Genomic DNA, 20200 nt, shown 5'->3' on the forward strand with positions numbered 1-20200 from the left:
ATCAGCAAAGTGCCATGACGTCAAGGTTCACGCTGGATGCCGAATACATCCAGGGTGGACAAGGGCTGTGGTTGCTGACGCACTGGCGTGCAGCGAACAACAGTACGGCGCTGTTGATATTGCCGCCTTTTGCGGAGGAAATGAATTGTTGTCGTCGGGTGTTTGCCACCCTCGCCACCATGCTTGTCACGACAGATACTGCTGCAACCTCCGGTAAAGGCATCGACTGTTTTTTGCCAGATTTTTACGGCACCGGCGATAGCGAAGGTGATTTTCATAACATTTCGCTACAACAATGGCGGCAGGATGTGCTGAGCTTTTTGCCACAGCTGGCCGGATATCAGCAGGTGCATGTGTTGGGTTGCCGCTTTGGCGCGGCGCTCCTACTGGACTGGCTGAGTGACATCAGACAGATCCTGCCATTTGGGCAGGTCATGCTCTGGCAGCCACAACTGGATGCCAGGCGCTTCTGGCAACAATTACAGCGTCTGCAACAATTCGGCGAGCCTGGCGGCCAGGCTGACGCGTCGGCTGCAAACACAGCTACCATCCCGGCAGAGACTTTGTATGTCGCAGGCTATGAGATCCCGCTGTCGCTGCAGTCAGAAGCTCTGGCACTAAACAGTCAGCTACCGGCCGATGTCAGTCAGTTGTATTGGTTTGAATCCACGCTGAGCGGACAACTCTCACCGGCCAGTCTCAAACTGCAACAAAATCATCCCGAATTGTTGATGCAGGCTTTGAACGGTCAACCCTATTGGCTGAGTCAGGAACCGGTTGATAATCAGGCTTTGCTGGATGCAACTGTCGCAGTGCTCAGGGGCTTCGCGGCAAAAAGCAGCCCTACAAGCAAAGCGAAAAGTGTCACGCCTGCAATCACTCGAAGCATCGCAACAGTCATTACGGCAAATATTACTGCACCCCAAATCATTCCGCTGCAATTGTGTGGCAAACAAAGCCTGGGCATTTACCTTGCGGCGGCGTCGGATTTGCTGATTGTGATGGTGAACGGCGGCGCGCAGACCAAGGCTGGTAGTCACCGCATGCAGCAGCAACTGGCGTGGCACTGGCAACAAGCAGGCTTCGCCAGCCTGCGCTTTGATTTTCCGGGTTTTGGCGATGCCGAAGGCTCTGCCGGCGACTTTATCGACCACGCCCGTTATCTGACGGCGCTACCGGCTGAACTGCAACGCGTGTTTGGCAAACGCCGGCCTGTTGTTTTGTTTGGTTTATGTGATGGCGCAACAGCGGCTTTATTGGCAAGCCATGTACTGCAGCCTGACGCCTTGTTGTTGCTCAATCCCTGGTGCCGGTTGCAGCAAAACCATGCCCGCACTATGTTGAAGTTTTATTATTTACAGCGACTTGTTAGCAAAGAGTTCTGGCAAAAACTACTGACAGGCAGGCTCAAGCTCACAACCAGTATTGCTTCACTGCAACGCTTTTTGCAGGCCAGTGCTGCTGAGCACCATTTCGACCAACAAACAACTGAAAAGCTTGCAGAGCCGGATTCGAAACCGCATGGCTTGCCAGCGCTCAGCCCGGATCAGGCAGTACTGCAAGCTATTGAGCGTTGGCAGAGCATGTCAGTACCGGTGCATCTTACCCTCAGCAGTGCTGATTTAACCGCGGCTGAGTGTGCTGAACTACTCAAACGTGCAGACCTTCAGCACCTCAGAGAGCAAGCTGACTGTCTGGAGATTGCTGGTGCCAATCACACTCTCAGCGGCGAAGGTCATTTGGCTGTGCTGATGCAGGCATCAGTTAACTTTCTGCGCCGGCTGGCAGCCTGAATCAGCAGACTGACGCCTGCGCATTCGCCGACAGCCGCAGCTGTGCACGCAGGGCTGTCAGGGGTTCTTAGCAGACTTGTGGCAAAACTCTTCACCGGCAAAAGCGCCTAAGTATGGTTTTTGCACTATGGCGCCACAAAAATCACTGATGTTGCCATCGGCATTGCGCTGCGCTGCCGGTTGCTCCGGATAGGCTTGCGTCCAGCTGAAATCCATTAAATCCGGTGCAGCAAAAAAGTCTTTGAGCTCATCGCGGCCGGTGAAAAACCCGCGCGCCACAATCAGGTTGCTATCCAGCTGATGTTGGCCGCCCTCACGGTTATTAACTCGGCCGCTAATCACGTTATTGACAAGCTTTGCGCTGCTTTGGCTGTAACGCACATCCACACCGACCGTGTTATACACGATATTATTTTCCAGCAGGCTGTCTTTGGCTTTGTTCAGATAAATGCCGACATCATTCGGGCAATGCAGAATAATATTGTTACGCATGACACCACCGGTGGTTTCAGTGCCAGTGACACCATCGCGATTGTAAGCCGCGCCAGTACCGCCGCCGCCAAATGACAAACCAAGGGCATTATGGCGGCCGCCTTTTAAATTGGCTTCACACATCACCAGATTGCGTTCAAACACACCGCCACTGGCATTACCTTTGATAAAGCCTGCGTAACTGACTTCATCACCAGCGCTTTTCTGGATATCAAAGATAAAGTTGGCGCGCACGACCCAATTGTTCGCGGCGACAATATCAACAGGCGTGGCCGGGCCTTTGGTTTTGCGTGGGCTGGTGTTGTAAATCGTGTTATTGACCAGCAGGCCTCGGTCCGGATAATTCCCCTTCAGGCCGTTGACCTTGATGGCGGAGTTAAAATCGCGAAAGCTGTTATTGCGGATCAGCACATCGCTGGCTCTGCCGCTGATATGCAGCGCATGTTGACAGCTGTCATGAGTGTCGCAATTGCCGATAAAACTGATGTTTTCAAACTGCCAGTGCGGAGCCAATAACAACAGCCCCTCGCCTTTGAGCAACAACTGCACCTGATGCATCCGCCGGCCGGTCAGCCGGATAGGTGCTTCCGCCGTGCCAGCCTGACGCATTTCAAAGGTACGTTCAAAAGCATAGACACCGGGTTCCAGCATAATTTGCTGACCCGGTTTGGCACTGCTCAGGGCTTTTTTCAGACTATCGGTGTCGGACACAACAACAAGCTCGCCTTGCTGCGCTGGCGTAAAATCCGGATGCGCACCGGCACCGTGCCACTTGGTAGGGTTCAGTTCGCGGAAGTAATAGTTTTTTTGCTCAAAACTGCCGAAAAAATCAAACAATGGCGCGACAAAAGCCACACTCGGATAATTGACTCTAAGGTCTGCCGCCACTTTTTGACTATACAGCGGCAATGGCAAGCCGAGCCAATAAATACTGCGCGCCCAAATCAGAAAAACTCCAAGAAAAGCGAGATTAGCAAGAACTCCGCACCAATAAAAATACTTACGCATCAAGGACTCCGCTGCAGCCGACCACCAAACCATCTGCCCAGTGTTTCATAATAATATTTCAGCCACAGCACCGTGACTTAAAAAACCTTGTGGGCTGGCGCTGGCACCATAAGCCCCCGATTGCAGCACCGCAAACCAATCGCCGATATCAGGCTCAGGCAGCAACACTTTGTCCGCCAACACATCGAGCGGCGTACACAGTGGCCCCACCACCTGCAGCGGCCCGGCTACCGGCTGATTGAGTTTATTGGCCAGCAGCACCGGGTAATTACGCCGCACCACCTGACCAAAATTGCCGGAATTAGCCAGATGATGATGCAGACCGCCATTAGTCACGACAAAAGTACTGCCATGCGATGTTTTGATATCAATGACACGACTCAGATAAACGCCGGCATCAGCCACCAGATAACGCCCCAGTTCCAGCACAATCTCCAGGCCCGCGATGGTCGCGGCGAACTCATTGAGTAGGCCGTGCATGCCGGCACCGACCGCATCGAGATCTAATGGCTTATCGGCCGGGAAATACGGCACGCCAAAACCACCGCCCAGATTAAAAAAGCGTAGATCAGGGCATAAAGGCCGCAATTGCGTCAGCAACTGCAGGCTTTGCCGCTGACTTTGCAAAATGGCATCGGCGTGCAGATTCTGTGAGCCGCAATACAAATGAAAGCCGATGAGCTGCAAGGGGCCTTGCTGAACTTCATCAAGCAGCGCAAATACCTGGCTTTGATCAATGCCAAAAGCTTTCGCACCGCCGGCCATTTTCATGCCAGAACCTTTCAGTTCAAATTCCGGATTGATACGAAGCGCAACCTGCGCCGTCGTATTTGCGGTGAGACAAAGCCGCTGCAGGCGGCGCATTTCAGTAGCTGATTCCAGATGCACCACACAACCGGCGGCAATCGCAGCTGCAAGTTCAGAATCGGTTTTACCAGGGCCGGCAAAACTGATGTGCGAAGCCGGCATGCCACTTTGTAACGCCAGCAGCAGTTCACGTCGGGACGCCACGTCCATGCCATCAACCAGACTTGCCATTTGCCGCACCACAGGCCCATACGGATTGGCCTTCACCGCATAATGCAGCTTCACTGTGGCCGGCAGCATATGCCGAAGACGTTGAACTTTGCACTGCAGAGCTTCTCGGTCGTAAGCGTAAAACACTTCGGCATCGAGCATTGCCGAGATTTGTGCCGGGGTTTTGCCACCAATACAGAGCATGCCATCCACACAGGAAAAAGCACTAAGCGCTGCGCCCAACTGCGGCTGAGCACTGAGCTGACTGTTGTCTACTTTGTCACTCACCGGCACTGAAATATTCCTTATAAGTGAGACTTAACTGCTTACGGTCGAGTTTACCATTGACGGTTTTTGGCAATTGTTCGAGTTGTAATATCGCTTTGGGCTGCATATAAACCGGCAACGCTTGCTTCAGTGCAGCCATAATGGCCGTGCAGTCTTGTACAACCATAGAGCTGAATAACAACAGCACCGCATTATCTGCGTTGGCAAGCGGCACCGCTATTGCGGCCGCATCTGTCACATTCTGCACTAACGCATAAAACTGCTGTTCAATCTCAGTCGGACTGATGCGGATCCCGGAACATTTAAGCATTTCATCTAAACGGCCAATATAAAACAGGTCGCCCTCGGCATCACGGCGGACTTGGTCGCCAGACCACACAGCAGCAGGTCTTTGCAGCACCTCAGACGGCAATAAAGGGTCTGGCTTAAAGCGCTCTGCTGTCACATCGGGTCGGCCCCAGTAGCCAAGACTGACCAGCGGCCCACGGTGCACCAACTCACCGGGTTCATCAACGTCACATTCACTGCCATCAGGCCGTAGCACCCGCACATCAGCAAATGGGATCGCCTGACCGATAGAATCAGGCTTACTTGCCAATTTTTCAGGCGCAAGGTAAGTAGAGCGAAACGCCTCGGTCAGGCCGTACATCAGGTAAGGACGCGCCTGGCGAAACAGCTGTTGTAAGCGATTTAATAGCACTGTTGGCATAGCGCCGCCGGAGTTCGTCCATAACCGCAGACTGTCAGCACTGTTATCCGGCCATTTCGCCTGTGCCAGAGCTGACCACAGCGGCGGAACTGCCGCCAAAACCGTAACCTGGTGCTGACGCACCAGTCGCACCACATCCTGCGCCAACAAATAATCAGTCAGCACCACTGTCGCACCAACAGCCCAGGCACTTAATAGCTGATTAAGACCATAGTCAAAACTAAATGGCAGCAGTGCCAGCACCACATCTTGTTGCTGCAACTGGAGATACTGACTGACTGACATCGCACCTAACAATAAATTCAGCTGCGTCACCACTACGCCTTTGGCAAGGCCTGTACTGCCTGAGGTATATAAAATTGCAGCCGGCAAGCTGCTGCATCCGGAGCTATCTTGCAGCTGCTGATTTGTCAGGGGGTTGCCAGCTGTGTCTGGTTCAAACCAGGCTGTACCTGTTGGTAACAATAAATCGGACGCCAGTTGCTGACGGCGCACCGGTGACATACTCAACAGTTTCGGCTGGCAGTCATCAACAATATGCTGCAGCTGCTGCAGCTTCAAGCCCTGATGTACCGGTACGGCGATAGCGCCGAGGCTCCACGTGGCAAAGAGGTCAATCACCAGTTCACGTTGTTTAGGCAACAACAATAACAGCCGGTCCCCGGCTGCTAATCCTGCTTTCGCCAGTTGTTGCCGCCGTTGACCTACTTCGGCCAACACTTGCGCAAAGCTCAGGCTGCCGGTTAAATCTTCCAGCGCCGGATGATCTGGCCAGCGCTTAGCAGCCAGCATCAATAAGCCATGCAGAGAATCCGTTTGCACCATGCCAAGTCCAGTTAGTTCACCACTCCGGAACAAGCCATTTCACTGATTAATGGCAAGATTTTTCCGGCGGCAAAACACTTTGCCGTTAAATAATCTGTGGTAGAGTACATTGAGCAAATATCTGATGTCCATTGGAGTTGACAATGAGGGACCAACAAACTCAGACCTGGCAGATGCTGGAACAAATTCTGCGCAGCGTCCTGGGGCCACACCAGCAAATCACCCCACAAACGCCATTGCTCGGGGCCATCCCTGAATTCGATTCCAGCAGTATTATGACCATTCTGACCTTGCTGGAAGACCAGTTTGACATCGTGTTTGACGATGCCGAACTCAGCGCTGAGCTATTCAGCAGCACAGCTTCGCTGTACCAATTTTTACTGGAAAAATTAAATTAAGCTTCGCCAATCTGACAATTAACAACACGACCGGCATCTAAGTTCGGCCATCGCTGTATAAAGGATTAAACAAATGAAAAAAACACTTCTGGTCAGCTGCATTCTGGCAGCATTAGTCACACAAGGTTGTGGCAAAAAAGACGCTGCACAACATCTGCAAGACGCGCAGAATTTTATCAGTAAACAAGAATATCCGGCAGCAGTGATTGAACTGAAATCGGCGCTGCAGCAGGAGCCGGAGAACGCCAAAGTCCGGCTGACATTAGGTCAGATTTATTTGCAAGTAGGTGACGGTCTGTCAGCCAGCAAAGAACTACAAAGAGCTAAAGAATTTGGCGCCGATTTGAACGAGCTGGCTCTACCAATGGCGCAGGCATTTTTTCTGGCCGGACAATTCCCCGAGTTGGCAAGTCTTGGCAAAGAAACCGGGCTGACCCCACTCAATCAGGATTACATCCGGTTGTATCAGGCACTATCAGCCATTGAAGCATCAGAAGCGGCCGACGCAAAAGCTGAACTGCAATCCTTGTCGACAAATAATGATGCCGGTATCAAAGCTATGGCATCAGCACAACTGCAGATTATGGACCGTAAACACGATACTGCGCTGGTTGCACTAAACGACATTCCCTCAGATAACCCTTTGTTCCGCGAAGGTTTACTATTAAAAGCAAAACTACAAAATATTCTGGCGCAGTTTGATGCTTCAGTTGCCAGCTTTCAGCAATACCTCAAACTGAATCCGTCTGGCCACCAGGCTCGTCTGTTGTTAGCTCAGACTTTTGTCGCGCAGAACAAATTTCCTGAAGCCAGCGCTGAGCTCGATAAATTACTGAAACTTTTCCCGAAACAACCACTGGCTAACTATCTGAAGTCAGTCATTGCATTTGAGGCGAAAGATTTCCAAAAAGCGAAGGAATACAGTGAAACAGCCATCAATTCAGGTCTTAGTTCGGTCAGCACCAGGGTGATGGCAGCGCTTGCAGCCTCCCAATTGGGTTTGTCCAATCAAGCGTTGAATCATTTGCAGGCAGTACGCGGTGAACTGCACAGTTACCCGCCGGCACAGAAACTATATATTGCGCTGCAGCTACAAAGCGGTAATACCGACGTCGCTCAGCAGCAAATCCTGAAAAATGAATCGGCTTCCAATGACGTGCAACTGGTGACAGCCACAGCATTTCAGTTATTGAAACAACGCGCCAATGGCGCCGCCGAAGAGCTGATAAATAAATACGAAGCAGGTGGAGAGGAAAAATCTGGACAAGACCTGATTGCCATTGGTTCTATCAAACTTGGGATCCCAGGTCAGGAAGCGCAGGGTCTGCAACTATTGGAGCAAGCTGCAAAGCTAGCGCCTAAAGAGCAACAACCCAAGTTACTACTGGCTTCAGCTTATCTGCAACAACGTAAATTCAAGGAAGCTGAAGCCCTAGCCAGTGAATGGTTAAATGACGAAGCGATGAAAGTTCAGGGTCTGAATATGCTGGCTTTCATTGCACTGCAACAAGAGCAAGATGATAAAGCGCTGAAGTACATTGCAGATGCTGTAGCAGCGAACAGCGATTTACCATTTACCTATCTGTTGAAAGCGGTATCGGAGCAGGCCAAGCAAGACTCTGCAGCAGCCAAGGCTACTTTGACGACACTGCTGGACAAACATCCGGCCTATTTGCCGGCATTAGAGCAGTTTTATTCCCTGACCCGCGAAGAGGCTGACGGCCCTGCGCTTAAACGTACTGAAACTTTATACAAATCTGACACTTCAAATTACAACGTGGCGGTTTTGTTCGCCCGCATGCTGGTTGATCAGAAAAAACAAGAACAAGCATTGCAGGTATTGGAAGAGGGCAAACAACCTGTTGCTGAACGTCATGCCTTGCACTGGGCCTTGTTGATTGAACATGAGCGGGTGACTAATAAAGATATTAAAAAGTCTTTGGCTGTCGCTGAGCAGTGGTACCAGCTGAACTCGGCAGAACGCGAATCTGTTTACAGCTATATCCGTTCGCTGATTTTGGATAAACAAATTGAAAAAGCTTTGGCTGTATCCACCGAAGAGTTAAAAAAATCGCCAGACGACAAAGTGTTGTTCGGCACTCAGGTACAGTTATTGGCAGAAAATGGTAAACACGCTGAAGCATTAAAGCTATTGGCAACCTTGCCAGCTGAAGACGCCGGTAAAGCCGATGTACAATTTATCAAAGGTCGCATTTTATTGGCAGATAACAAGCCGAAAGAAGCTCTTGTTGCACTGAACGAAAGCTATCAGCAAAGCCAGTCTACGATGGCGGCCCTGATGATTGCCGATACTTACGAGCGCGCCGGGGACCTTGATAAAGCTAAGCAGTTTGTTGAACAGCACTTTACTACTAAACCGAATGACGGACCGTTACAGCTGTTCTATGCCAATTTATTACTGAAAAGCGATAAGGAAAAGTCTATTGAGGTGTTCAGTCAGTTGCTGGCTAAAGAACCGGACAACGTGGCAGTACTAAATAATCTGGCCTGGACCTTACTGGAAACTAATAAATTAACTGAAGCAACAACTCATATCGAAAAGGCCATGACACTGGCTCCACGTAATCCGGACGTATTGGATACTTATGGTGCCGTTCTGCTTGCATCAGGAAAAGTCGACCAGGCAATCCAACGTTTAGAGGATTCACTGAAAGTCCGGCCAGATCATCCATCAGTCTTACTGAATTACGCTGATGCCCTGATCAAAAAAGGTGAGAAAGACAAGGCAAAAGCCATTTTAGACAAGATCACTGGTGATAAGTCTATTTCGGCGGCACAAGTAAACGCATTGAAAGCCAAATTGAACTAACTCAGTAGTCTTTCAACATCAAAGGCTGCCAAGTGCAGCCTTTTTCTTTGGCAATGCTTGCGCTTACAGTCTTTAACACTTTTCTCTCTTAGTGGGGTATTTGTCAGGGCCTTTGTCGTATTAACCAAAACATCAAGTAATTTGATGAGCAGCCCCATTTACGTGTGCGCAGCTATACTTTTATTCAAACATCTTGCCAACCTTCGCTATGCAGACATCTGACATGGCGCCACTCGCGTAGAGCAAAAACCTCTGGCCAGAAAAGACTGCAGGATTCTACGGGAGCACTCATCCGTAGTGGTAAATCAGGCATGCAATTAAAACAGAGCGAAACCCCAAACACACTTTGCGGTGACACAACTCACCAATTGAAGCACGGCACAGGTGCAGGTGCAGGTGCAGGTGCAGGTGCAGGTGAAAAAGATTCCAGTAGACCTGAGATTTCAAACATAAAAAAACCGAGCGTTAGCCCGGTTCTTTATATTCACCACAGTGACTGCGGTTAATTACTGTTTGTTGCGGCGACGCAAACCTAACATAATCAGTGACAGACCTAACATACCTACTGTAGCTGGCGCAGAAACTTTTGACATAGTCAGTTGTGCTAACAGTTCCAGCTGGTTAACTGTACCTTCGGTGGTAACCAGTACGATAGAACCATCTGGGTTTACGACTGACTGAGTTACACCTGACAGTGGGTTCAGTTTGAAAGAGATAGTGTATTGTTCTTTGCCTTCTGGGCCTGCTACAACGAATTTAATCGCTGGCAGATTCAGTTTAATCAGGAATGTATCATCACAACCAGTGCCAGACAGTTGTGGAATTGGGCAGTTCGCCGGGTTAGAAGTGTTTGGCGTTTCATTGAACTGAATGCCAACTGTCGCTGCTTTAGAACCAACTGGTGGGTTCACCAGTGTGAACAGAGTTTCCAGATCTAACTTATACAGTGAACGCGAACCAGCCAGAATTGTTTTGTTTGAGTGGGTGATTAAACCGGTTTGAACCCAATCACCGTTAGTAACCAGAGTACCAGCCTGAGAAACGATATTTAAACCGCTTTTTGCGTTTGATGAGCCCCAGGTCACTGTATCATAGGCGTTTGGCAGACCAGCCGCACCAGTGAAAGTTAAACCACAGCCGTTTGCAGCATCTGTCGTGCCAGCAGCACAGTCAAACACAGTGCCATTAGCTTGTTTGCTTGAAGAATTTACACCGTCAGCTAACCAGCCAGACTGAGTTGCAAAGTCCATTGCAGGGATGATTGCTGCTTGTGCAGAACCAATAAACGTCGCGATTGACAGAGCGCTTACTGATAAAAGAGTTTTGAATTTCATTTTACTACCACCTTGTATTATTAACTGCCTTACCAGTGACTGTCAGGCTAAAACTACTACTGACAAATACAAAGCAAATCATGTGCCAACTTTATTTTTAATTACTTATCAATGATTTACATGATATTCGACATCTAGCACACTTCACTCTGTAAATTTTTTTGACGGTTCCGCGATATAACGACCCGGTGACAAAATTCCTTTTGGATCTAACGCCTGTTTCAAATCGTCCAGAACACTCAGATAGGTGGTGTCACCAAAGCGAGTCATCTCTGCCATTTTGTTTACATCGGTACGATATGGATAGAAGCCTTTTTCAAACATTGTCTGATAAAGCTGGTCCCGGCATTGTACCGCCTGCTCATCCCAGGATTTCCCATTTGGCGCTATCGCGGCCCTATCAAAGGAAATACTAACGACTGCGTCGATACAACGCTCATTTAGCAGAGTCAGAGTCACGGCGGGCTCAAAGCCATAAGCCGGCAGAACCTGCTCGACTATTTTCATCAACTCTCTGGCGTTGTGCGGGTCTGCCGGAGCGACAAAAGCGCTCCAGATTAAACCGACACCATCCTTATCCATATCAAACTGACCATCCGGCGCTTGCTTCATCCGCCAGTAAGAACTGGTTAGAAACTGCGCGCTAGGCTGCCCTTTCATCATGTCATGCACGGGTCTTAACACCTTCAACATGCCAGGCAGATCCATTCTGGTTACAAAGGCGATTGGCTTTTGAAAAATCTCAATGAACCGCAGGAGTTCATCGCTGATAAAGTTCAGGCGCGCACCTTTGACCTGTTTGAGCGCTTTGCGGACCTGTGTTCTGGCGTTAGCAACTTGTTCCTTGGTGCCATATAAAGCGCCCGAGACATTCCAGGTCCCGACTTGCCATTGTTTTTTAAGTTGTTCTGCGAACCCACCAGGTAAAGGATATTGAATTGCCCCAGAGCCAAATAGCGGCCAGGGATACTGTTGCATCCCACCTAACACCCGGAAGGCATTGGCGATGTGAGGCAGACTGGTGATTACTCCGCTTCGCTTTAACGGCACCAGTGCCGCAACAATTTGTTCAAGAGCGTCTTCACTGGCGGCAGACAGGTAAAATGCCACAAACTTTTCAGGTTTCGGCATCAGCCAGAGAGTCATACTCAGCACGATGCCAAGGTTCGATTGCAAAAACAGCTGATCCAGCGCCGGTCCCAGCCCCCACTTATACATGCCACTGGCTTTTGCCCCAGGGAAACGACCAAAACCAGTTTTGATGACCCTGCCGTCTGCCAGCAGAACCTCCATAGATCCGATAAAATTCGCGTGTTCGCCATAGGGAGTATGACCAAAGCCTCGCTCTACAGTATTACCGACAATACTGCAATCCGGATGTGACCCTGTACAATCCATCCAGTCAATGTCGCCCTGCGCTTTGAGGAAGTCAGCGAGCTGGCGTTGAGTAACCCCGGCACCGACGGTGACCAGATGATGCGCCGGGTCGTAATCAGAGATCTCGCTCAGCCGCCGCAAGTCCAACAACACGGCGCTTTTTGAACTTGGCACGCGCGAGCCGTACCCCCAGTTTTTGCCCGAACTAATGGTGTAAAGCGGGATCCCATGTTCCCGGGCAAGAGCGACCGTCGCAGCGACCTGCTTTTTAGCTGGTCGTAATATAGCGAGGATAGACGAATGGGTGGGCAAAGTCGCAACACCAGCAAGATCCAGACTTTGCTTGTCGGTAACAACATATTCATCACCGAGTAAAAGCTGCCACTGTCTAATTGCGGCGCTGATATCAATCTGTTCTGCATTCATCCTCTGCTCCTTGAATCAATAAAAACGGCAGTCGTTGTGACTGCCGCTCTCTATCCCGCAACCTTGCTTAATGTTGCGCGGAAATAATTTTTGTCGTCTCTTTCACTGGTTCCAACGGACCATTGACAAATCCGTGCTCTTTCACTGAATTAGCCAATGATTTTTCAATTTCTCTCAGTAAGCGTTTAAAACCTGGTGAAAGACCGTCAAATAACATCGGTTTATTGATGTAGAACGGCGCTCGCCGGCCGTGATATTCGATTACCGGGCCGATCTGATGAAACTTGATACCGACAAACGCCAGGCTGCGGGCCAGGCGTGGTTCCATCATGACAAAAGCATGTTCTTTGTGAGCGTGGAATGCGGTCGATGCAGCAGCAAAGTACAGACAAATCGCGATATACGGGAAACAGCGCAGTTCATTTTCAGAATATGCTTCGACGTTAATCGCACCAGTTGCTGCGCCTTTAAACTTATCTATTTCACGACGGCGGAATTGCTCAAGAACTGCTAATCGCGAGATTTCACAAATTTTATTGCGTGGAAAGGCTGCCGGACTGAACTCACGGTCAGTGATAGAATGCATACAGAATTTTTCGATAGGTAACAGCTCAGTATCGTTTGATGACGTAATCAAACGTACCGTTCCGGCCATGTTGCCGGAAGACATATGTTTGACAAAGCAGTGAATGGAATGAGCATCGAAATCATCCACCTCAACTCTGTCAGGTCGCTCTGCTTCAAACTTAAGCTCTTCACAATAGACCTGATGCCGCACATTGTAGACTTTTTGTTTCAACTCTTCGGTCAAAGCCAGCTGCGGCTGCAAAAACTGAGAAAAATGCTTGGAAATGTTACTCGCGTTATTGCTGACCATCACTCCGATGGCCTTTTTTACCAGGTTCCCGACGATTGGCAGATCTTGTAATTTCTTTAAATGCTTCATAAAAAACCTGGCAATATCCTCAATGTTCAACTGAGATTGTCACCCGCCATAGCGGCGCAACGCTCTTTCCTTATGCCTTAGCAGTCACTTGTGTCTTTGTTCCTGCACCTGTTACAACTGATACAAAATCCATTTCTAGTATAGAAAATGCAGACGCTATGACAATCCAAAACACCGTTCTCTTTGATTTGCACCAAGCTCTGTGCAAATCCAGCCGAGTTTGTGTGGAATCACCTGCATCGTTGTATCATAGCCTTGTCGCAAAAGTTCCTCTTTTTTCCCCACCGACAGCCCGAAATCCACCGACGAAACATCGCCGGTGTTTATTAGCACCGTGTTATGCCAATATTGAGCATGTACGTACTCACGCGACATAGCGTTCATAAATGTTTGAATTAACATGAGAATATATGAAACTAACGGAAATAGTCTACGTCTGCTGATCGGTTTATCTTCACCTTCGCTTTTCAGCCGGAAGCAAACTACCGGCACATTGCGCCCGGACCAATCCTGATGCAATGCATCTTCGGCCAGAATGACGCCATCAGCCATAACATGATTCTCGAAAGTCTTAAACGAAAAAAGTAACGGAATCGACATTGAATACCGTACTGCTTCAGACACCTTCATCTGAGGAGTCCGGGCTTTGTTAAACACAACCGGGCCACCGCCGTTAATATCAGTTGCCAGTACGTGTAAATCCAGTACCAAATCACAGAAGCGCGCGCCAGCCAGCTGATCGTCCATCCAGCGTTCGAAATTATCACCACTGGACAAGCCGCCTGTGCGAATTAAGTTCATCAAAGAGAAGCCACGAAACTGTTTAAAATCGGTGTGCAGCGCGAGGTCCTTCATTTGGTCAATCGATTTGCCGGCAGCAACCATGGCCGCAACAATACTGCCACCAGACACCCCGACCAGACTGCGAAAATCCAGATTAAGGTCATTCAGAGCTTTTAGTATCCCGACATAACAAGGCAGTCTGGTCCCGCCGCCGGAAAAAATCGGCACTATTTCATGTGATTGCAGTTGTGTCATACTGGCCACCAAGACATCGCGCATCTGCCACTGAACTGAGAGTTTCAGTATGTACCAATTTGATAAAGATGCTAATTCGATTTTAGTCCAGTATGGATTGAGCCTGCCACTGATGGAACTTTCAAAACACAGCCGTTGGGTTATATTAGTTAAACTATTGATACTAAATATGTTTATACCAACCCACGCAGCAAACGACCTACCTGCTTTAATTGCTAAGGTAAAACCTTCTGTAGTCGCAATTGCTTTGTATAATCCAACCGCAGCCCCACGCTTAAAACTGCTGGGATCAGGTTTTGTTACTGGGCCCGGTAACTTAGTGGTGACGAATTTCCACGTGGTTAGTACCCCGGCAGACATTACCAAGAACGAAGCTTATGTTGTGTTATCGGGCCATGGTCAACAACCACGCATCCATCCGATTAAACAAACACGCACAGATGCCAGGCATGATCTGGCTGTGCTCGAAATTGATGAGAAGCTGCCACCAGTCAAATTAGCTGAGGCCGTATACATCGCCGAGGGAACCGAACTGGCATTTACCGGCTATCCGATCACCGGCGTCCTAGGACTATACCCTGCAACACACCGGGCGTTGCTAAGCGCTGTCACACCTATAGTCATCCCGGCGGATCATAGCCAGGCCTTGAGCGCAGCGAGCTTGCGTCAAATGCGGGATCCCTTTTTGATTTATCAGTTGGACGGCACCGCATATCCGGGTAACAGCGGTAGCATGTTGTATCGCCAGGACAATGGTGAAGTAGTTGGTATTATCAACATGGTGTTGATTAAAAAGTCAAAAGAAGCAGTGTTAAGTGATCCCAGTGGCATTTCATATGCGATCCCGGTAAAACACCTGCATCAGCTGTTGCAACAAATCCAACCTTAAGGCCGTGTTATGCTTATTGAATTGTCTCCGGGTCAAACCGGATTTCTACTCGCTGCGCTCGGTTATTTGCTGTTCTTTGCTCTGCAACTGACTGTTCGCAATAAGACCTCACAAAAATCGTTATTGTCGGCTTTTACGCTGTTTTCGGTATTTTGGGCAATTTTCAACGGTACTAGCCAACAACTGACCTTTGTGTCAGACACTTCTTTTGCTATTGAAACGATTCAAAAATCTTTTCTGCTGATGTTTCTGCTCTCTGCACTAAGCAAGACAGATATTCCACTGCGCCAATGGTTTGCAGTTAAAAAAGTTCGCCTGACACTTGGCATTCTGCTCAGCTGGTTATTGTTTGGAAGTTTTGTGATTAATACAGCAGGATTGCGTCTGATGGGGACTTTATTGCTGGTGATCACCATGCTGGCAATGGTCGAAACCTTGTACCGGCAATCCGGCGCGCAAAAGTGGCAGTTTAAACCGTTGATTATCGCTATCGGTATTTGCCTGCTGCTTGATTTCTACTTGCTCGCCGAGGCGGCTCTTCTGAGCAAAATTAACCAGCAAACTTGGCAAGCGCGTGGTTTTATCCATTTATTTATGCTGCCGTTTTTGGTGGTCGCGGTAAAACGGGTGAAGTCCTGGGGCATTAACGTCTATGTGTCCAGAGATATAGTTCTGCAAAGTTCTTTGGTATTGGCTGCAGGAATCTATCTTTGCTTGCTGGCGGTTGTTGGCTATTACCTGAGTTATATCGGCGGCAACTGGACAACTTTGTTGCAGGTGGTGTTTGTCGTAATTGGTTCCGCAGTGCTTGGTACTTTGTTTTTTTCCGATGGTTTGCGCCGCAAAGGCCGGGTCTTTATTGAAAAACACTTTTTTGCTAACACCTTTGATTATCGGGAAAAATGGGTTGAATTAACCCGCGAATTGAAACAAATTGAGTTTGCTCGGGAAAATACCGCGCAAGTCTGTCTGAATGCCTGGTGTCGCGCAATCGGCTACAGTCATGGTGTTCTGGTGAAATTACAACATGACCAGTTTCAACCATTGGCAAGCAAGGGCCAACTTACATTTGCTGAAACCGAACAAAAGGCCTTGTCACTTGTGGCCGCTGAACAGAAAAACAAGCAGTGGCTGCTAGACTTCAGTGACAGAAAAGATCCTGTCGTCGCCAAACTCAGTAACGTGATGGAGAATCAAGTTCCTTCTTTTAGTATCTTGATCCCCATTCTGAAGAATAACCAGCTTTGGGGTTTTTGCCTGCTGCATTGCATGGTGAATGAAAAATTACGGCTAAACTGGGAATTACGTGATTATCTCAATGCCGTTACCGAACAAATCGCCAGCTATCTGTTTATGGATGAAGCCAGTAAAGCGTTGTCTGAGAACGCGCAGTTTGTCGCGTTTAGCCGGATGTCTGCATTTGTCGTCCATGATTTAAAGAATGTAAAGGCGCAAATCGATATGCTGTTGAAAAATGCGCAAAAACACCGGCACAACCCCGAATTCGTCGACGATGCTTTTTCTACCATTGAAGCGATGCAGAGCCGATTACAAAATATGCTGGCGCAGCTCACCAACAAACAAAGCGGTCAGGAACATATCAAAAAAACTGCCATCGCAGCGCTACTTGAAGCATTAATCAAAGAGCGTTGCAGCGGCACCCTGCCTAAGCCGGTATTGGTGATAAATTCTGACTGCCAGCTGACAATAGATGCTGAGCGCTTTGCGAATGTATTGTACCACTTGATTGATAACGCCCAGCAGGCGACGGCGGACGACGGCCGTGTTGAAGTCTCAGCGCATTGCGAGCAACAACATCTTTGTATCAAAATTACAGATACAGGCTGTGGCATGAGCCAGGAGTTTATCCAAAACCGCCTGTTTAAACCCTTTGATACGACAAAAGGCAATGCAGGCATGGGGATAGGCGCTTATGATGCACTGACTTTTGTCCAGCAGCTGCAAGGACAGTTGCTCGTCGATAGCGAGGTTGACCAAGGGACTACCTTTACTATTTTGCTTCCTTTACACTAATCCATCTTACTGATACACGGAATGTTGTATGAAAACATTACTCGCGATTGATGACGACCTTGGCATACAGAAGCAGCTCAAATGGAGTCTGACTGATTATGAAGTAGTATTTGCTGAGGACCGCGCTTCGGCTTTACAGCAATTACGTCGCTACGAACCAGCAGTGGTGACGCTTGATCTTGGTCTTCCGCCTGATCCAACCAATGCATCTGAGGGGTTAGCTTGCCTGACCGAGATCCTGCAGCATAACCCAAACACCAAAGTGATAGTGATCACTGGCAGCACTGACACTGAACACGCCTTACAGGCCATTTCACTCGGTGCCTACGACTACTATCAAAAACCAATCGATGTTGACGTACTGAATGTGATTGTCGCCCGCGCATTCAAACTGAGCGACATTGAAACGGAAAATCGAGTACTCAAAGCCACCGCATATAAACAGCAAGACATTATCGGTAACAGTGAATCGATCCAAAAAGCCTGCCGGATGGTCGAAAAGATTGCGCCAACTGAAATTACCACGCTTTTGCTCGGTGAATCCGGCACCGGTAAAGAAGTGTTCGCCCGTGCTATTCATAAACAAAGCCCCCGTGCGGATAAACCTTTTGTCGCGATTAACTGTGCTTCAATCCCCGACAACCTGCTCGAAAGTGAGTTGTTCGGCTACGAAAAAGGCGCCTTTACTGGTGCGCATAAAACCACGTTAGGCAAAATCGAAACCGCAAATGGCGGTACGCTGATGCTTGACGAGATAGGTGATATGCCGTTGGCGCTACAAGCCAAAATGCTACGGTTTCTGCAGGAGCGCGTCATTGAAAGAGTCGGCGGTCGTTCGGAGATTGAAGTTGATGTTCGCGTCATATGCGCCACGCACCGCAATCTGGCAGAAATGGTTGCAGAACAAAGCTTCCGCGAAGATTTGTTTTATCGGGTCAGTGAAATCACACTTAACATCCCCCCGTTACGAAATCGGGGCCACGATATTGTGATTATCGCTAAGTCCTTGCTGCATCGGTTTAATGCCGAATTTAATACAAATATTCAAGGTTTTACTGAAGATGCCATCAACGCAATGCTTGGGCATCGTTGGCCTGGCAACATCCGCGAGCTGCAAAACAAACTTAAGTCCGCTGTAATTCTTGCTGATACGAAATTTATCAGCGCAGAAGATCTTGGCCTTGTCGCATCGAATCAATCCAATACTTTGCCGACATTACGCAAAGTCCGTGAACAAGCTGAGACACAAGCCATTCGTCATGCGTTTAACGTTGCAAACGGCAACTTGTCGAAAACTGCAGATTTACTCGGCGTGACACGTCCCACTCTCTACTCGTTGATAGACAAGTACAAAATGCTGGATTTAAGGCCACAGGATAACGAACAGCCTGGAACTGCAATCGCAGAAGAACAGTGACATAGTTCTGATACAAAAACAGCCAGCATTCAGTGCTGGCTTTTTTCTGCCAATAAATCAGCGCTGATCTGATGGCATAAAAAAACCCGCCAAACGGCGGGTCTTTTAAAAGGTTTGAGCTTAGAGCTTGATGCCTTTCTTCTCAGCGCGTTCTTTCACGTATGGGCCCCATGAGTTAGCCATCTTTTCCTGTCCATGCTGGCGAGCCAGCAGTACATGTTGATAGGCTTCACGCATTTTGCCTTGATAGAAATAAGCACCGATCAGAGAAACGTGCACTTTACCTTTGTCTTTGGTACCGACTTCTAAAGCTTTTTGTAACGCGGTAGCTGCTTCAGCGTTTTTATTCGCCATCGCCAGTGCATCACCCTGACGACGATATGCATCACCGTCATTTTCTTTAGCACCTAACATACCGTAGAACTTAGCCGCTTTTTCGAATTCGCGGGCCGAAGAGTATGAACTGGCAATACTCATCAGGATGGCGCGGTCATTCTTCAACAAACCAGCAGTCAAGTGTTTTTCCAGCAGCGCAGCGGCTTTGTATGGCACGTTGTTGTTGTTGTACAGGTTAGCGAGCAGCTTGATCTCGTTTTCTGTCTTCAACAAACCCTGTTTGTAAGCCATATCGATAATCGCTAATGCTTTATCATATTGCTCATCCACAGAGTAAAACTGGCCTAACATCACCCAAGATTGCTTCTCATTTGGGAATATTGGCAACATAGTTTCCAATACTTCAATCGCTTTCTTGGTCTGCTTCAGCTCGTAGTATGAAGCGAACTTCATTTGGTACGGTTCTTTCTTCGGCGTCTTCGAGTGTTCGATCGCACGATCAGCCGGTGCAATAACTTTGGCATACTGCTTCATTTCGTAGTACGCGTTAGCAATACGCAAATCAACGTTTGCGTCCGTCTCACCGGTGAAATCTGACCACTTGTTGTAGTAAGTGATCGCCTGCTCGTACTTCTTCGCCATCAGACTTAAATCGCCGATGTTGCGCAGCAGAGTCGCCTGGTCAGTAAAACCCAGCACATCAGGCTGAACCGCTTTAATCATATAACTCAATGACTTAGCTGGATCTTTCTCGATGTACAGCTGGCCGATAAATTTATCTAAATAAGCTTTATCGAAGGTATTTGACGCTTCGATTGGCTCCAATAATGCCAGTGCTTCACCGACTTTATTTTGGCCGTACAGCTCATAAGCTTTACCGATTGCTTTACCAACTTTTTCGCCGACAGCCTGCGATTTCCGAGCTTTACGCTCAGCAATCTTAGCCGCGTCCGGAGCTGCGAACGCTGAGCTCACCGGCAGAGCGGCGACGCCCACTGCAGCAAACACCATCAACGCAGATGTAAGTTTGTTAAATTTCATAC

General features: G+C 48.7%; 15 protein-coding genes. 7 read left to right on the forward strand and 8 right to left on the reverse strand.

The features are described from left to right. Positions 1-14 precede the first annotated feature (14 nt). Positions 15-1793 carry an alpha/beta fold hydrolase gene (locus Q399_RS21365; protein ID WP_051685695.1) on the forward strand — a complete coding sequence of 593 codons (1779 nt, stop codon included), beginning with the start codon at positions 15-17 and terminating at the stop codon, positions 1791-1793. Between the two features lie 57 nt (positions 1794-1850). Here Q399_RS21365 and Q399_RS21370 read toward each other — a convergent pair whose 3' ends face one another. Genes Q399_RS21370 through Q399_RS0103025 form a run of 3 tightly spaced genes read right to left on the reverse strand, consistent with a single transcriptional unit; the run spans position 1851 to position 6132 of the window. Then, positions 1851-3293 carry a right-handed parallel beta-helix repeat-containing protein gene (locus Q399_RS21370; protein WP_051685696.1) on the reverse strand — a complete coding sequence of 481 codons (1443 nt, stop codon included), beginning with the start codon at positions 3291-3293 and terminating at the stop codon, positions 1851-1853. Positions 3294-3338: 45 nt separating this feature from the next. Then, positions 3339-4598: a pyridoxal-dependent decarboxylase, exosortase A system-associated gene (locus tag Q399_RS0103020; protein ID WP_245612811.1), complete on the reverse strand. Its 1260-nt coding sequence runs from the start codon at positions 4596-4598 to the stop codon at positions 3339-3341. Further along, complete coding sequence (locus Q399_RS0103025; protein WP_031565356.1) at positions 4591-6132, reverse strand: AMP-binding protein; 1542 nt, start codon at positions 6130-6132, stop codon at positions 4591-4593. Before Q399_RS0103025 ends, Q399_RS0103020 begins: the two co-directional genes overlap by 8 nt. Positions 6133-6275: 143 nt before the next feature. Here Q399_RS0103025 and Q399_RS0103030 point away from each other — a divergent pair, with 143 nt between their 5' ends. From Q399_RS0103030 to Q399_RS22055, 3 genes are all read left to right on the forward strand, one after another. Then, positions 6276-6530, forward strand: coding sequence for an acyl carrier protein (locus Q399_RS0103030; RefSeq protein ID WP_031565358.1), 255 nt, complete (start codon positions 6276-6278; stop codon positions 6528-6530). Positions 6531-6603: 73 nt separating this feature from the next. Further along, entirely contained in the window at positions 6604-9360 is a 2757-nt protein-coding gene (gene prsT / locus Q399_RS0103035; protein ID WP_031565360.1) for an XrtA/PEP-CTERM system TPR-repeat protein PrsT, read from the forward strand. Positions 9361-9671: 311 nt separating this feature from the next. Beyond that, positions 9672-9866 carry a hypothetical protein gene (locus Q399_RS22055; RefSeq protein WP_157836215.1) on the forward strand — a complete coding sequence of 65 codons (195 nt, stop codon included), beginning with the start codon at positions 9672-9674 and terminating at the stop codon, positions 9864-9866. Here Q399_RS22055 and Q399_RS0103040 read toward each other — a convergent pair whose 3' ends face one another. From Q399_RS0103040 to Q399_RS0103055, 4 genes are all read right to left on the reverse strand, one after another. Next, positions 9867-10694: a THxN family PEP-CTERM protein gene (locus Q399_RS0103040; RefSeq protein ID WP_031565362.1), complete on the reverse strand. Its 828-nt coding sequence runs from the start codon at positions 10692-10694 to the stop codon at positions 9867-9869. It abuts the gene before it with no gap. A 144-nt stretch (positions 10695-10838) separates the two neighbouring features. Then, on the reverse strand, positions 10839-12497 hold the full coding sequence (locus tag Q399_RS0103045) for an FAD-binding oxidoreductase (RefSeq protein WP_031565364.1): 1659 nt from the start codon (positions 12495-12497) through the stop codon (positions 10839-10841). A gap of 67 nt (positions 12498-12564) precedes the next feature. Next, entirely contained in the window at positions 12565-13443 is an 879-nt protein-coding gene (locus Q399_RS0103050) for a PEP-CTERM/exosortase system-associated acyltransferase (protein ID WP_084164059.1), read from the reverse strand. Positions 13444-13599: 156 nt separating this feature from the next. Further along, positions 13600-14481 carry a patatin-like phospholipase family protein gene (locus tag Q399_RS0103055; RefSeq protein ID WP_051685795.1) on the reverse strand — a complete coding sequence of 294 codons (882 nt, stop codon included), beginning with the start codon at positions 14479-14481 and terminating at the stop codon, positions 13600-13602. A gap of 49 nt (positions 14482-14530) precedes the next feature. On the opposite strand from Q399_RS0103055, the gene Q399_RS0103060 reads away from it, so the two are divergent. The 3 genes from Q399_RS0103060 to prsR are packed head-to-tail and all read left to right on the forward strand — an operon-like array spanning position 14531 to position 18821. After that, complete coding sequence (locus tag Q399_RS0103060; RefSeq protein ID WP_211253152.1) at positions 14531-15370, forward strand: S1 family peptidase; 840 nt, start codon at positions 14531-14533, stop codon at positions 15368-15370. 9 nt (positions 15371-15379) lie between these two features. Then, positions 15380-17404 carry an XrtA/PEP-CTERM system histidine kinase PrsK gene (gene prsK / locus Q399_RS0103065; RefSeq protein ID WP_031565373.1) on the forward strand — a complete coding sequence of 675 codons (2025 nt, stop codon included), beginning with the start codon at positions 15380-15382 and terminating at the stop codon, positions 17402-17404. Between the two features lie 28 nt (positions 17405-17432). After that, positions 17433-18821: a PEP-CTERM-box response regulator transcription factor gene (prsR, locus tag Q399_RS0103070; protein WP_031565375.1), complete on the forward strand. Its 1389-nt coding sequence runs from the start codon at positions 17433-17435 to the stop codon at positions 18819-18821. A gap of 120 nt (positions 18822-18941) precedes the next feature. Here prsR and Q399_RS0103075 read toward each other — a convergent pair whose 3' ends face one another. Then, on the reverse strand, positions 18942-20198 hold the full coding sequence (locus Q399_RS0103075; protein WP_031565378.1) for a tetratricopeptide repeat protein: 1257 nt from the start codon (positions 20196-20198) through the stop codon (positions 18942-18944). Between the last annotated feature and the right edge of the window lie 2 nt (positions 20199-20200).

Origin of the sequence: Rheinheimera texasensis DSM 17496, assembly GCF_000711985.1 — a bacterium.
GTDB lineage: Bacteria > Pseudomonadota > Gammaproteobacteria > Enterobacterales > Alteromonadaceae > Pararheinheimera > Pararheinheimera texasensis.